The sequence below is a fragment of the Xanthomonas sontii genome (assembly GCF_040529055.1).
Classification (GTDB): Bacteria; Pseudomonadota; Gammaproteobacteria; order Xanthomonadales; family Xanthomonadaceae; genus Xanthomonas_A; species Xanthomonas_A sontii.
This window is the reverse complement of sequence record NZ_CP132342.1, coordinates 3662490-3675719: the sequence shown is the minus strand read 5'-3', so window position 1 is coordinate 3675719 and position 13230 is coordinate 3662490. Positions and strand designations below refer to the sequence as shown.

Here is a 13230-nt window from a genome sequence, read left to right as displayed (position 1 = left end):
TCACGAGAACAGCCCAAACAGCCGCTTCTTCGGCTTGGCGGCCAGTTGCCGGGCCAGCTCGTAGCTCTCGCGCACGTCCGCACGTTCGTGCAGCGCCAGCGAGCGCTCGAAGGCGGCGATCGACGCGGGATAGGCACCGAGGTTCATGTGGCAATTGGCTTCCATCATGTACAGCTGCGCCGCCGAGCCGGGGTCCGCCTGCACCACGGCGTCGTCGAGCAGGGCGCGTGCCGCGTCGCAGGCCGGCAGTGCGCTGCGGTAGTCCTTGAGCACGTAATGGCAGTTGGCCTGGTAGTAGTGCGTGTAGAAGTCGTCCGTGCCGTCGCGCTGCACGGCGAGGAAGTCCTGCAGTGCGGCCTTGGCGTCGGGCAGATGGTACAGCAGCAGGTAGCCGCGTCCGTGCCGAGCGCGCTTGAGCGCCTGCAGGTCCTGCTGCTGCGTGGCCTCGGCGATCACAGAGGCGTAGGCATCGACCGCGGCCGGGTAGTCGCGCGCCTCGCCGAGTGCGCTGGCGTGCACGAACAGCGTGTCCAGGTCGTGCGGATTCGCCTCCGCTGCCGCCTGCGACAGGGCGGTATCCACATGCTCCGGCTGCAGCCGGCCCAGCGCACGCGCCGCGGTGAGACGGTGGTGCGCCTGCACCAGCGCATACATCCGCAGCAGTTCCCGATCGGCCTGGGCCTGGTCGGGCAGCGCTTCGAACTCTTCCTGCGCCGCATCGGCGATTTCCAGCACGTCGGCATGGCGGCCGACGCGGTTGAGATGGCTGCATGCCGCCTGCGCGCAATCCAGGAACAGCGGCGTGTCCAGTTCGTAGTCCATCATCAGGGTCAGCGCCATATCCGCAGCCTCGGCGCGCATGCCCTGCTGGCGATAGGCCCCGCGCAGGTTCTGGTACAGGAACTGGAACTGGCTGTGGCGCAGCCCTTCTTCGAGGATGGCCTGCGCCTGCGCGTACAGGCCCCGGTCCAGGTACAGCAGACCGAGGTTGTTGCAGCACATCGCGAAGGTATGGGGGTCGGTATTGCAGGTGGCGGCCTCGCCCAGTTCCAGGGCTTGCCGGAACAGCGTGGTGCCGTGCTCGTAGAGGGCGAACTGCACCGCGTCGACGTAGCCGGCATCGGCCGGCTCCATCCCGGCGTGTTTCCATTTGCCGATGGAGACGCCGGCGCTGTAGTAGTGGCAGGCGTTGCTGTCGCGGAAGTCCAACTGCAGCAGCTGCGGCGACTGCCCGGCAGGCAGCGATTCCATCTCGAACAGCCGGACCTGCAGGTCCACCTGCGGCTGCAGCGCGTGGGCGTTGCGGTAGGCGCTGATCGCCGATGCGGGTTCGTCCAGCCAGTAGTGCGCGCTGCCGAGCAGGCGGTGCGCCTCGGCGTCGTGCGGGACCAGGCCGATCGCGCGTCCGGCCCACTCGGCGACGGTGCGCAGCGCCTGCCGGCGGTCGCTGGTGAAGTGCGCGCTGCGGTCGAGGTAGATCAGGCACTTCAGCCGCCATGGCGCCGGGTCGCCCGGCGCGGCCTGGATCCGGGCGTCGCAGCGCTGCATCAGCACATCGAGGTCGGCCTCCTGCAGATGGTTGAGCACGGTCGTGCCGGACCACAGTCTGTACAGGCCGTCGACGTCGTCCTGGCGAAGGGCGGCCATGCCGCGTTGGATCAGGGTCTGCATGCAGCGGATGCTCTGGAAAGACGGTGCGGGACCCGGCAGCAGCGCGCGGCAGCGTCTCCCGCAGGGCGACGTTGCGGTAGATAGACGAGCCAGCTGCGGTTTTCCCTACCGCGACCGCGGTGCGCCCGGCGCCGGCGACGCTGCGTCGCCGCTACGGCGCCGCCGCCCAGAAGCGCTGCTTGTACTGCACGAACCGCTGGCGGCCGACGGTGTCGAACCAGGACAGGGCGTAGAACGGCTACACGACGGCACTACGATCGCGCGGCGGCATCGCATCGAACAGGAGAGGCGGCATCGGCGCTGTGCCTTGCCGCCTGCTGGGCCTCCCGGCAGCGCCGGCGGGCGCCGATTTGCGATGATGCCGGTCTCGTCCCTCGATCCTGATGTCATGAATCCATCGCGACCTGTTTTGCGTTTCGCCAGCGTGTTCGGTGCGGCCCTGGTTGCCATGACCGGCCTGTGCGCTGTCGCCGATGCCACGCCGCCTGCCGGTGCCGTCACGCGTTGCGGCTGGTTCGACAATCCCTCGCCAGGCAACGCCACGCTCGTGGACAAGGACGGCGAGTGGACGGTCGGCCAGCAGGGCGGGCACCAGGCCGAGGGCACATGGCCGACGTTCTCCCAGGCGCGCTGGGTGGCGACCGGGACGGGCAGCGCCGGCTACGGCTGCGCCTGCCTGAAGGTGCATGCGCGCGACGACACCCGCGAGGTGACCGCGATCGAGTCGGCGACGGCCCAGCCCTTGAAGACCTGCCGGCAGGACAAGGCACTGCGGGGCAGGGAGCCGGAGAATCCGCTGAAGTGAGAGGTTCGCTGCGCGGCGGATTGGCGGATCGGCGCTGATTCGGGCAGCGTCGCTGTCGAGTCCGCAGACCGCGAAAACGAAAAAAGGAGCCTGGGCTCCTTTTTTCGGTGGTTCACTTGCATCGTAGAAAGCAAGTGACGCTATTTGGAGCGGGAAACGAGACTCGAACTCGCGACCTCAACCTTGGCAAGGTTGCGCTCTACCAACTGAGCTATTCCCGCTTGGGAGCCGCGCATTCTACACGCCTGCCAGCAGGTGCGCTAGCCCTTCGTTGCAAAAAAATGTCCGTCGCTGCCCCAGGGGGCGGCAGCGGTTCCGCCGCGCCCAATGAGTCGCCACGGTCGACTCGGCCCGGTTCACGCCGCCAGCCACCACCACGCCAGCGACGCCGCCAGCAGCGTGGCGGCGCCGCCCAGCAGCCGCGGCCGGCGCCACCAGTGCCGCGGCTGGCGATCGATGGCATTGGCACCGGCCAGGCGCAACAGGCCGCGGGCGAAACCGTGGCGATCCATGCTGCGGTCGCAGGCCTCGACGCACGCGCCGCAGGCGGTGCAGGCGTAATGCGCACCATTGCGCGGATCGATGCCGGCCGGGCAGGCCTGTACGCAGGCGTCGCAGGCCACGCAGTCGCCGAGTTGTTCGGCGCTGAACTTGGGCAGGGTGCCGGCATACGCGGCCAGGGCCTCGCCGCGGCTGCCGCCCTGGCCGGCGAGCTGGGCGATGCTGGCGCGCACGGCATAGTCGCGGGCGGTGACGGGGTCGAGCAGGCGCCGCCCGCGCTGGGCGATGCTGCCAGTGCCGCAGGCGCGGGCGCCGCGCGGTTCGCCGCGCATCGCGTCGTAGCCGACCAGTGGCGTGTCGCGGTCGCACAGCAGCGGCTGCAGGCGCGCGTACGGGCACAGGTAGCGGCAGACCTGGCTGCGCAGGAAGCCGGCGTTGCCCCAGGTGGCCAGTGCATAGAACAGCACCCAGAACGTCTCCCCGCCGCTCCAGGCGAACGGATGCAGGCGCGCGACCAGGTCGGCGATCGGCACGAAATAGCCGACGAAGCTGACCCCGGTCCACAGCGCCACGGTCGCCCACAGCAGGTGCCGTGCCGCGGCCGGCCAGTCGGCGAAGCGCCGTTCGATCCAGGCGAAGGCATGGCTCCATACCGTCTGCGGACAGGCGAAGCCGCACCACAGGCGCCCGGCCAGCGTGGTGAGCACCGCCAGCGAGGCCGCGGCGGCGCCCAGCGCCAGCAGCAGCCAGCCGACGTCGTGCGGCCACAGGGTCCAGCCGAACACGTCGAAGCGCCGCGCCGGCAGGTCCAGCAGCAGCGCCTGTCGGCCCTGCCAGCGCAGCCACGGCAGCAGGTAGAAGGCGGCGAACAGCAGCCACAGCACCACGCGTCGGAACTGCGTGTACCGATGTGGCGGCGCCGGTCCTGCCGTGGCTGCGGGCGAGGCGACGACATGCAAGTGGATCGGGCGAGGCATCGGCAGCCGGCTCAGGACAGCGGCGCGGCGTCGCCGTGCGGCGCCGGACGCAACAGGAAGCCGGTCAGCAGGCTCGAGGCCAGCGTCGCCAGCCAGAACATGAAGAAGCCCACCGTATAGCCCAGCTCGCGGCTCAGCTGGCGGCCGGGGAAGGTGATGTCGCGCAGCGCCAGCGGATCGACCAGGGCGAAGAACAGCACGCTCATCGCGCCGGCCACCAGGAAGCTCGGCCACAGGATCACCCCCAGCCGCTGCACCAGCGGGCGTGGCGTACCGGGATCGAGCGGGTCGAGCAGCGGATCGTCGGGAGAGGCCATGACGGTGGATTCCATCGCGAAAGGAGGATGCGGCATGCGCCAAGGGGGCAGCGCCACACACGTCGCCGCGCCTGCCAGCCGCCTGGCCGCCGATCCCCCGTCGACACCGGCGTCGGCGCATGCCGCAGCGGCAGACTAGGCAGTGCCGGCCGTGCCGACATTGATCCTGATCAAGGCCGCCGCGGTGGCGGCGTGGAGACTGTCCGCGTCGAGCGACGTGGAGCGGACCATGCAGGACCAGATCGAGGGCATGCCCTTGCCGGGGCCGGACCTGTGCAGCGAGGCCGAGGTGCAGGCGCTGGTGGAGACGTTCTACCGCCGCGTGCGCGCCGACGCCGATCTGTCGGCGGTGTTCGCCGCGCGCATCGAGGACTGGGACGCGCACCAGCAGCAGCTGTGCGATTTCTGGTCGGCGATGCTGCGCGGCACCCGCCGCTTCCGCGGCGCGCCGATGCCGCGGCACATGGCCATGCGCGAACTCAGCGCACTGTTGTTCCAGCGCTGGCTGGGCCTGTTCCGCGCCACCACCGCCGAGCTGCCCAACACGCCGATGCGGCTGCTGGCCGACGACATCGCCCAGCGCATCGCCGAGACGTTCTGGCGCCGCCACCAGATGAGCTGGCGCCCGTTCGAGCCGGCATCGCCGCTGCCGCCGGCTGCGTGCGCGGATTGATCCAGGTCAAGGCGGCCGTGCCGGGCGCCGCGCATGCTCGGGGCATGGACATCCTGACCGCGCCCGATCCCTCCGCCGCCTGGACCTTCGACGCCGACCTGCTGCGCCGCTACGACCGTCCCGGCCCGCGCTACACCTCGTACCCGACCGCGCCGCATTTCCAGACCGGTTTCGGCCCGGCGCAGTTGTTCGCCGCGGTCCAGGCCAGCGATCCGCGGCGGCCGCTGTCGCTGTACGTGCACGTGCCCTTCTGCCGCAATCCCTGCTTCTACTGCGGCTGCCATCGGGTGATCACCCGCGACCCGCAGCGCGGCCGCACCTACGTGCAGCGGCTGCTGCGCGAGGCCGCGATGATGGCCGCGTGTTTCGAGGGCGAGCGCGAGGTGGTGCAACTGCACCTGGGCGGGGGTACCCCCAACTTCCTCGCTCCCGAGTTGCTGGGCGAACTGGTGCATGGCCTGCGCGGGCTGTTCCGCTTCAGCCAGGCGCCGGACCGCGAGATGTCCATCGAACTGGACCCACGCACGGTGACGCCGCAGGACATCGCCGCATTGGCCGAACTGGGCTTCAATCGCGCCAGCCTGGGCATCCAGGATTTCGACCCGCTGGTGCAGCAGGCGATCAACCGCCGCCAGGGGGTGCACGAGACCCTGGACATCCTGCGCGCCTGCCGCGTGCACGGCATGCGCTCGGTCAACGTCGACCTGATCTACGGCCTGCCGCGGCAGACCCTGGCCGGGTTCGAACAGACCCTGGAGACGGTGATCGCGGCGCGCCCGGACCGCCTGGCGGTCTATGGCTACGCGCACATGCCGCAGCTGTTCAGGGCGCAGCGGCGTATCGCCGACGCCGATTTGCCCGACGCCGAGCAGAAGCTGGCGCTGCTCGGCCTGGCGGTCAGCAGGCTCTCGGCGGCTGGCTACCAGTACATCGGCATGGACCACTTCGCGCTGCCGCAGGAAGACCTGGCGCGCGCGCAGCGGCAGGGCAGCCTGCACCGCAACTTCATGGGCTACACCACCCACGCCGACACCGACCTGCTGGGCATGGGCGTCAGCGCGATCAGCCGCATCGGCGCCAGCTACAGCCAGAACCAGCGCGACCTGCCGGCCTGGGAAGCGGCCGTGGACGCCGGCGACAGCCCGGTGTTGCGCGGCCTGCAGCTCAGCGCCGACGACGCCCTGCGCGCCGAGCTGATCCAGCAACTGATGTGCCAGGGAAGCGTGGACGTGGCGGCGGTGGCGCGGCGCCACGGCATCGACTTCGCCAGCTACTTCCGCGAGGAACTGCGCGCACTGGCGCCGCTGTGCGCGGACGGCCTGGCCGACTACCGCGACGGCGTGGTCCAGGCCACCGCGCGCGGCCGCCCGCTGCTGCGCCTGATCGCCATGTGCTTCGACCGCTACCTGCGCCAGCCCGACCAGCCGGCGCGCTACTCGCGCGCGATCTGAGCGCCGTGCGTCATGCTTGCCGTTGGCATCCCCGGTGCCGCCGTGGCGGCGGTGCCGGGGACTTTTCGGTGGCGGGGGCGCGATATCCAAGGCCATTCCGCGGGAGGGCCTGGAGATCTTGTGTCTGGCACTCCAGCTGCCCGGCGCCCGTGCGGGCGCCGGGTTCGATCTCAATCAAATGACCAGCGGATGCCCAGTTCGTCGGGATCGATATCCTTCTCTCTGAGCGCGCCGATGATGATGGACTCCAGGCTGTCGCGATCCGGTGCTCCATCCACTTCGTCCCGGATTTCCTCGCCCAGCTGTTTCTTTTCGTCGCGGGAAAGCGGGCCACTCCACGTGTCCCTGATGTATTGGGCGAACGTACGCGCGCGCTTTTCTCTCTCGTAGGTCTCGTTCACTCGCTTCTCCCCAAGCAGCCGGCGCGGCTGGTGTGGCAATGTTTCTAGCACGATGTCGTCCGGGGGCGATGCAGTGCCTGTCGCTTGCGTTCGGACAGTTTGCGGGTCATCCCACAATGGATGCGCTTTCCCGGCGCTTTCCGCCGACTGGCCGTGGGGCAAACGCTGCGCTCGGCCAGCGAACAGCCTGGGCGTCAAACACCACCGTGCATGCGGCGCATCTGTGGTGATCGGGATGATTGGCGTGCCGAGGCGGTAGAGCTGGGGGGCCGTGCCTGATGTGGCCTGTCGGTTCCGCCTGCCAATACGTGGTGCCCGGAGCCGGAATCGAACCGGCATGGGGTCGCCCCCGGCGGATTTTAAGTCCGATGCGTCTACCAGTTTCGCCATCCGGGCCTGGTAGGAGTAGGTTGCCCGATCGCGGTCGAATTGGGAACTGTGCGACCGATCCAGGCTCCTTGCGAGGAGGTGCGGTGGCGCCCGACCTACCACGCCCAATGTGAACGCTCCGCTTTCTTTCACCTCGCCGAAAGGAGTGCGAAAGACAGCGTGCCTAGGCTCTGCCCCCATCAGCCGGAGAGCCACCTTGCGCGCCCAATGGAACATCCTTTGCGATTTTGACGGTACCGTGTCCCTGCAGGACGTGACCGACAGCCTGCTCGAGCACCTCGGGCGCCCCGGTTGGCAGGAGCTGGAAGACGACTGGGTCGCCGGTCGGATCGGGGCCCGCGAGTGCATGAGCAAGCAGGTCGCGCTGCTCGACGGCGACGTCGATGCGTTGCACCGGGTGCTGGATGCGGTGCGGATCGACCCGGCCTTCGTGCGCTTCGTGGCGCTGGCCGAACGCCTGGGCATCCCGCTGAGCATCGTCAGCGACGGCCTGGACTACGGCATCGCCCGGATCCTGGCCCGCCACGGCCTGCACCACCTGCCGATCATCGCCAACCGCCTGCTGCGTACCGACGCGGGCGAATGGCGCATGGCCTCGCCGCATGCGCGCCCGGACTGCCCCAGCGGCACCTGCAAGTGCGCGGTCATGGCGCAGCAGCCGCCCGAGCGCGCCACCTTGCTGATCGGCGACGGTCGTTCCGATTTCTGCCTGGCCGGCAAGGCCGACCTGGTGTTCGCCAAGGACGGTCTGCTGCGCCATTGCCGCGCCAACGGGATCGCCCATTGCGCGATCACCGGTTTCGACGACGCCATCGCCCTGCTGCCCGACCTGGCGGTGCCGGCGACCACCACCGTGTCCTTCCCGCTTCCCGTCACCCAACGAGCCTGATCCCGATGAACCGGAATGTTTCGCTTTCCTCGCTCGCACCGCTGCATGGCGATGCCGCGCCCGATCCGGAGGCGCTGCTGCGCACCGGTGCCGACCACCAGCGCGCGCTGACCGATGCGCAGATGCTGGCCGACGAGTCCCAGTACTGCTCCTACGGCGACACCGTGCACTACAGCGAGCCGCCGCGCATCTTCGGCCGCTGCGACGGCAGCTACCTGTACGACACCGAAGACGTGCCGTACCTGGACCTGCAGATGTGGTACTCGGCGGTCAACTTCGGCTACGCCAATCCGCGCCTGAACCAGGCGCTGACCCGCCAGATCGAGACCCTGCCGCAGGTCGCCAGCCAGTACCTGCACCCGACCAAGATCGAGCTGGCCAAGACCATCGCGGTCGACGCCGAGCGCAAGTGGGGCCGCAAGGGCCGCGTGCACTTCAACGTCGGCGGCGCGCAGTCGGTGGAAGACTCGCTGAAGCTGGTGCGCAACGCCAGCGCCGGCAAGAGCCTGGTGTTCGCCTTCGAAGGCGGCTACCACGGCCGTACCCTCGGTGCCTCGGCGATCACCTCGTCGTACCGCTACCGCCGTCGCTTCGGTCATTTCGACCGCGCCCAGTTCATCGAATTCCCGTACCACTTCCGCGGCCCCAAGGGCATGTCCAAGGAAGAGTACGGCGAGCAGTGCGTGGCCAAGTTCGAGCGCCTGTTCGAGACCGAGTACAACGGCGTGTGGGATCCCAAGGCCGGGCAGTGCGAGTACGCGGCGTTCTACGTCGAGCCGATCCAGGGCACCGGCGGCTACGTGATCCCGCCGCCGAACTTCTTCACCGGCCTGAAGCGGGTGCTGGACAAGTACGGCATCCTGATGGTGGTGGACGAAATCCAGATGGGCTTCTTCCGCACCGGCAAGCTGTGGGCGATCGAGCATTTCGGCGTGACCCCGGACGTACTGGTGTTCGGCAAGGCGCTGACCAACGGCCTGAACCCGCTGGCCGGCATCTGGGCGCGCGAGGAGCTGATCAACCCGACCGTGTTCCCGCCGGGTTCGACCCACTCCACCTTCGCTTCCAACCCGCTGGGCACCGCGGTCGGCCTGGAAACCATGCGCATGCTGGCCGAGACCGACTACGAGTCGATGGTGATGGCCAAGGGCGCGCACTTCCTGGACGGCCTGCGCGACCTGCAGAAGCGCCACCCGGAAATCGGCGACGTCGACGGCCTGGGCCTGGCCCTGCGTGCGGAAATCTGCCAGGCGGACGGCTTCACGCCGAACCGCAAGCTGCTCGACACCATGGTCGACATGGGCCTGGAAGGCGAACTGCGCCACAACGGCAAGCGCATCGGCCTGATTCTGGACGTGGGCGGTTACTACAAGAACGTGATCACGCTGGCGCCGTCGCTGCACATCAGCCACGAAGAGATCGACCTGGGCCTGTCCTTGCTGGACCAGTTGCTGACCCGCGCCAAGCAGGTCGCATGAGCCGGGCGGGAGACGACGCGCGCGGTTCGCGTTGCCTCCCGCCGTTGTTTGCGGCGGCGGGCGCTTCAGCCCGCCGCGCGCAGCGCGATCACCGCATTGAGTCCGCCGAAGGCGAAGGAATTGCTCAGCACCGCCTGCACGTTGCGGGCGCGCGCCTGGTTGGGCACGTAGTCCAGATCGCATTCGGGATCGGCATCGAGGAAGTTGGCCGTGGGCGGCACCACCTGCTCGCGCAGCGCGCCGATCGCCGCCACCAGTTCCAGCGCGCCGGCCGCGCCGAGCGCATGGCCGTGCACCGCCTTGGTCGAGCTGACCGCCAGCGCCTCGGCGTGCGCACCGAACACCTGACGCAGCGCCTGGGTTTCGCAGCGGTCGTTGGCCTGCGTGCCGGTGCCGTGGGCGTTGACGTAATCGATCTGTTCCGGCGCCAGGCCGGCGTCCTGCAGCGCCAGGCGCATCGCCGTGGTGGCGCCGTCGACGCTGGGCGCGACGATGTCGCCGGCATCGGAACTCATGCCGAATCCTGCCAGTTCCGCCAGCGGCAGCGCGCCGCGGGCGGCCGCGTGCTCGGCGCTTTCCAGCACGAACATGCCGGCGCCTTCGCCCAGCACCAGGCCGCTGCGCTGCGCGCAGAACGGCCGGCAGGTGTCGTCGCTGACCACCCGCATCGCTTCCCAGGCGCGGATCAGCGCCAGGCTCAGGCAGGCTTCGCTGCCGCCGGCGATGGCCACATCGGCCAGGCCATGGCGGACCATCAGCGCGGCCTGGGCGAAGGCGTGATTGGCCGAGGCGCAGGCGCTGGAGACGGCGAAGGCCGGGCCGCGCAGGCCGAAGGCGATGCTGATCTGGCTGGCCGGCGCGTTGGCCATGCTGCGCACGATGGTCAGCGGATGCAGGCGTTCGGCCTGGTCGCGGTACAGCCGGCGCGATTGTTCGTCGCGGCTGAGTTCGGCGCCGACGCCGGTGCCGACCACCACCGCGCAGCGCGCGCCGAGCGCGGCATCGCCGTGCGGCAGGCCGGCCTGGGCGATCGCCTCGCGGGCGGCGACCAGCGCCATCTGGGTCATGCGGTCGAGTTGGCCGGGGGCGATGCCGCCGGTCTGCGTGGCATCCGGAGCGAACCCTTGCAGGGTCGCGGCCACGCGCATCTTCAACGTGCTGAGCGGATCGGGCGAGGGCAGGGCGGCGATGCCGCTGCGGCCCTCGCGCATCGCGCTCCACAGCGCCTCGGCGCCCAGGCCGAGCGCGCTGACCGCGCCCATGCCGGTGACCACGACGCGCCGCGCGTGCGGGGAGGCGCCCATGGCGCGTCAGTGCGCCGGTTGCGCCGCGCCGGCCGCCGCCTTGGCCGCCAGCGCGTCCTCGACCGCCTGCACCAGCTTGCCGAGCGAACCGTCGTCCAGGTTCGGGTCGCGCTGCGGGAAGGTGATGTCGAAGTGTTCTTCGATGTCGAACAGGATTTCGATGGCCTCGAGCGAATCCACGCCCAGGTCCTGCAGCTTGGCATCGGGGGTCAGGCGCGCCGGGTCGATCTCGCCATGCTTGGCGACGATGCTGTGGATTTGCGACTCGATGGACGGGGTCATGGCAGTGCTCCGCGAAATGAAGGGCCACCGCGCGGCGCCCGCCGCCGGTGGATCGCACGCTGCGGCCTGGGCCGCAGCATCCATTCTCCACGCTAGACGATCAATCTTGCAGATGCCTTTCGTCAACCAACTCGAGCCGCAGGCCTTGCAGCGGCAGTTCCTGCAGCACCCGCCAGCCGGTTTCCTGATCCAGCCCCTGGAGCACGGGGTGCCGGCCTTCGAGGCCGATTTCGACCTGCTCACCACCGCCGAACCCGCGCTGCGCGCGAAGGTGGCGCGGCTGCCGCTGCAGCGGCTGTGGCAGCGCCTGCTGCGGCCGCGCACCAGCTTCGTCGGCAGCACCGTCAGCGAATACGCCTGGCTGCCGCGCGCGGCCGACCCGGTGCAGTTGCCGCGGCAGTGGCGTACGCAACTGGGCCGGCGCCGCGCGCTGATGATCGTCAAGGACGTGCCGCAGCGCTCGCCGCTGCTGGATGAGGCCGACAACGCCTGGGCGCAGGCGTTCCTGGACGCCTGCGAGCGCAACGGCTACGTGCTGCTGCGCGGGCAGGCGCTGGCCTGGGTGCCGATCGACTTCGCCTCCACCGACGAGTACCTGGCGCGGCTCTCGCGCGGGCGCCGGCGCAACATCCGCCGCAAGCTGCGCTCGCGCGCCGATCTGGAGATCGAGGTGCTGCCGACCGGCCCGGCCTTCGCCGATCCGGCGCTGCGCGCGCACTGCTATGCGCTGTACCAGGAGGTGTACGCGCAGAGCGAGATCCATTTCGACCTGCTGACCGAACCGTTCTTCGACGCGCTGCTGACCGACGCCGACTCGGGCGGGCAGGTGTTCGTGTACCGGCACCAGGGCCGCATCATCGGCTGGAATCTGTGCTACGTGCACGAGGGTCGGCTGATCGACAAGTACATCGGTCTGCACTACCCGGATGCGCGCGACCACAACCTGTACGCGCTGAGCTGGATCGAGAACCTCGACTATGCCTGCCGCCATGGCCTCACCGCCTACGTCGCCGGCTGGACCGATCCGGAGGTGAAGGCCCAGCTCGGCGCCAGCTTCACCTACACCTGGCATGCGGTGTACCTGCGCAATCCGCTGCTGCGCGCCGTGCTGCGGCGGCTGCGGCCGCTGTTCGAATCCGACGACGTCGGGCCGGCCGCCGATGCCGCCGAGGAGGACTGAGATGCGCACCCCGGTCCTGCTCGATCTCGACGCTTCGCTGGGCGCAGTGCCCGACGCCGTGCGCCTGCCGTTGCGCGACTGGTGCGACGGCCTGCGCTTCGCCTGCTCGATGGCGCGGCTGCGCCGCTTCGGCGCGGCGCTGGAGCAGGCGCTGCCGGCGCAGTACGGCACCGTGCTGCTGGGCAGTGGCGATTTCCATCACCTGAGCCTGCCGTTGATCGTACGCCTGGCGCAGCGCGCGCAGGCGCCGTTGCGGGTGGTGGTGTTCGACAACCATCCGGACAACATGCGCTTCCCGTTCGGCGTGCACTGCGGCTCGTGGGTGCGCCGCATCGCCGCGCTGCCGCAGGTGGCGCAGGTCGAGGTGGCCGGCATCACCTCCGGCGACGTCGGCCCCGGCCATGCCTGGGAAAACCATCTGCTGCCGCTGTACCGCGGCAAGCTGCGCTACTGGTGCAGCGGCGTGGACGTGGGTTGGGCGCGGCGGCTGGGCCTGGGCCAGGCGGTGCGCGGTTTCGACAGCGTGAGCGCGCTGAGCGACGCGTTCGTCGAGCACCTGCGGCGCACGCCGATGCCGACCTATCTGTCGCTGGACAAGGACGTGCTGGATCCGCAGGACGTGCGCACCAACTGGGACCAGGGCCAACTGCGCATACCGCAGTTGCTGCAGGCGATCGAGGCGCTGCGCGGGCAGGTGTGCGGCAGCGACATCACCGGCGAAGTCTCGCTGGCCCATTACCCGCAATGGTGGAAGCGAAAACTGGCGGCGCTGGATGCGCAACCCGAACCGTCGCCGGCGGACCTGTCGGCGTGGCAGGCGCAGCAGCACGCGTTGAACCTGCGGCTGCTGGCGGCGCTGGATGCGGCCAGCGTCGGCTAGCGCGGCCCGTTTCTGTGGGCGCGGCTTCAAC

General features: G+C 69.8%; 13 protein-coding genes and 2 tRNA genes. 7 read left to right on the top strand and 8 right to left on the bottom strand.

Features of this window, described 5'->3' with window-relative positions:
- A complete protein-coding gene (locus RAB70_RS15460) occupies positions 1–1671 on the bottom strand; it encodes a hypothetical protein (protein ID WP_148828414.1) in 1671 nt (556 codons plus the stop codon).
- A gap of 355 nt (positions 1672–2026) precedes the next feature.
- On the opposite strand from RAB70_RS15460, the gene RAB70_RS15455 reads away from it, so the two are divergent.
- Entirely contained in the window at positions 2027–2476 is a 450-nt protein-coding gene (locus tag RAB70_RS15455) for a DUF4087 domain-containing protein (RefSeq protein ID WP_225851588.1), read from the top strand.
- A 145-nt stretch (positions 2477–2621) separates the two neighbouring features.
- Here the strand turns inward: RAB70_RS15455 and RAB70_RS15450 are convergent.
- From RAB70_RS15450 to RAB70_RS15440, 3 genes are all read right to left on the bottom strand, one after another.
- Positions 2622–2697: transfer RNA gene (locus RAB70_RS15450), tRNA-Gly, on the bottom strand.
- Between the two features lie 135 nt (positions 2698–2832).
- The gene (locus tag RAB70_RS15445) at positions 2833–3864 is read right to left on the bottom strand and encodes a 4Fe-4S dicluster domain-containing protein (protein ID WP_148828413.1); all 1032 of its coding nucleotides are present in this window, start codon (positions 3862–3864) and stop codon (positions 2833–2835) included.
- A gap of 101 nt (positions 3865–3965) precedes the next feature.
- A complete protein-coding gene (locus RAB70_RS15440; protein WP_051067605.1) occupies positions 3966–4271 on the bottom strand; it encodes a hypothetical protein in 306 nt (101 codons plus the stop codon).
- Between the two features lie 142 nt (positions 4272–4413).
- On the opposite strand from RAB70_RS15440, the gene RAB70_RS15435 reads away from it, so the two are divergent.
- Together RAB70_RS15435 and hemN are read left to right on the top strand one after the other, a co-directional pair.
- Complete coding sequence (locus RAB70_RS15435) at positions 4414–4944, top strand: group III truncated hemoglobin (RefSeq protein WP_017908300.1); 531 nt, start codon at positions 4414–4416, stop codon at positions 4942–4944.
- Positions 4945–4988: 44 nt separating this feature from the next.
- Positions 4989–6395, top strand: coding sequence for an oxygen-independent coproporphyrinogen III oxidase (gene hemN, locus RAB70_RS15430; RefSeq protein ID WP_170268077.1), 1407 nt, complete (start codon positions 4989–4991; stop codon positions 6393–6395).
- Positions 6396–6565: 170 nt separating this feature from the next.
- On the opposite strand, the gene RAB70_RS15425 is transcribed toward hemN, so the two are convergent.
- Positions 6566–6796 (bottom strand): hypothetical protein, encoded by a 231-nt coding sequence (locus RAB70_RS15425; RefSeq protein ID WP_148828412.1) that lies wholly within the window; start codon positions 6794–6796, stop codon positions 6566–6568.
- Positions 6797–7105: 309 nt separating this feature from the next.
- Positions 7106–7192, bottom strand: a tRNA-Leu gene (locus tag RAB70_RS15420).
- A 190-nt stretch (positions 7193–7382) separates the two neighbouring features.
- Between RAB70_RS15420 and RAB70_RS15415 the strand changes: the two genes are divergently transcribed.
- A complete protein-coding gene (locus tag RAB70_RS15415; RefSeq protein WP_026143941.1) occupies positions 7383–8075 on the top strand; it encodes an MtnX-like HAD-IB family phosphatase in 693 nt (230 codons plus the stop codon).
- A gap of 122 nt (positions 8076–8197) precedes the next feature.
- Positions 8198–9553: an aspartate aminotransferase family protein gene (locus tag RAB70_RS15410; RefSeq protein ID WP_199286299.1), complete on the top strand. Its 1356-nt coding sequence runs from the start codon at positions 8198–8200 to the stop codon at positions 9551–9553.
- Positions 9554–9618: 65 nt separating this feature from the next.
- Here RAB70_RS15410 and RAB70_RS15405 read toward each other — a convergent pair whose 3' ends face one another.
- Positions 9619–10857: a beta-ketoacyl synthase gene (locus RAB70_RS15405; RefSeq protein WP_148828410.1), complete on the bottom strand. Its 1239-nt coding sequence runs from the start codon at positions 10855–10857 to the stop codon at positions 9619–9621.
- Positions 10858–10863: 6 nt separating this feature from the next.
- On the bottom strand, positions 10864–11139 hold the full coding sequence (locus RAB70_RS15400; RefSeq protein WP_010342598.1) for an acyl carrier protein: 276 nt from the start codon (positions 11137–11139) through the stop codon (positions 10864–10866).
- 112 nt (positions 11140–11251) lie between these two features.
- Here RAB70_RS15400 and RAB70_RS15395 point away from each other — a divergent pair, with 112 nt between their 5' ends.
- Entirely contained in the window at positions 11252–12319 is a 1068-nt protein-coding gene (locus RAB70_RS15395) for a GNAT family N-acetyltransferase (RefSeq protein WP_148828409.1), read from the top strand.
- Between the two features lies 1 nt (position 12320).
- A complete protein-coding gene (locus RAB70_RS15390; protein WP_148828408.1) occupies positions 12321–13199 on the top strand; it encodes an arginase family protein in 879 nt (292 codons plus the stop codon).
- Positions 13200–13230: the final 31 nt, after the last annotated feature.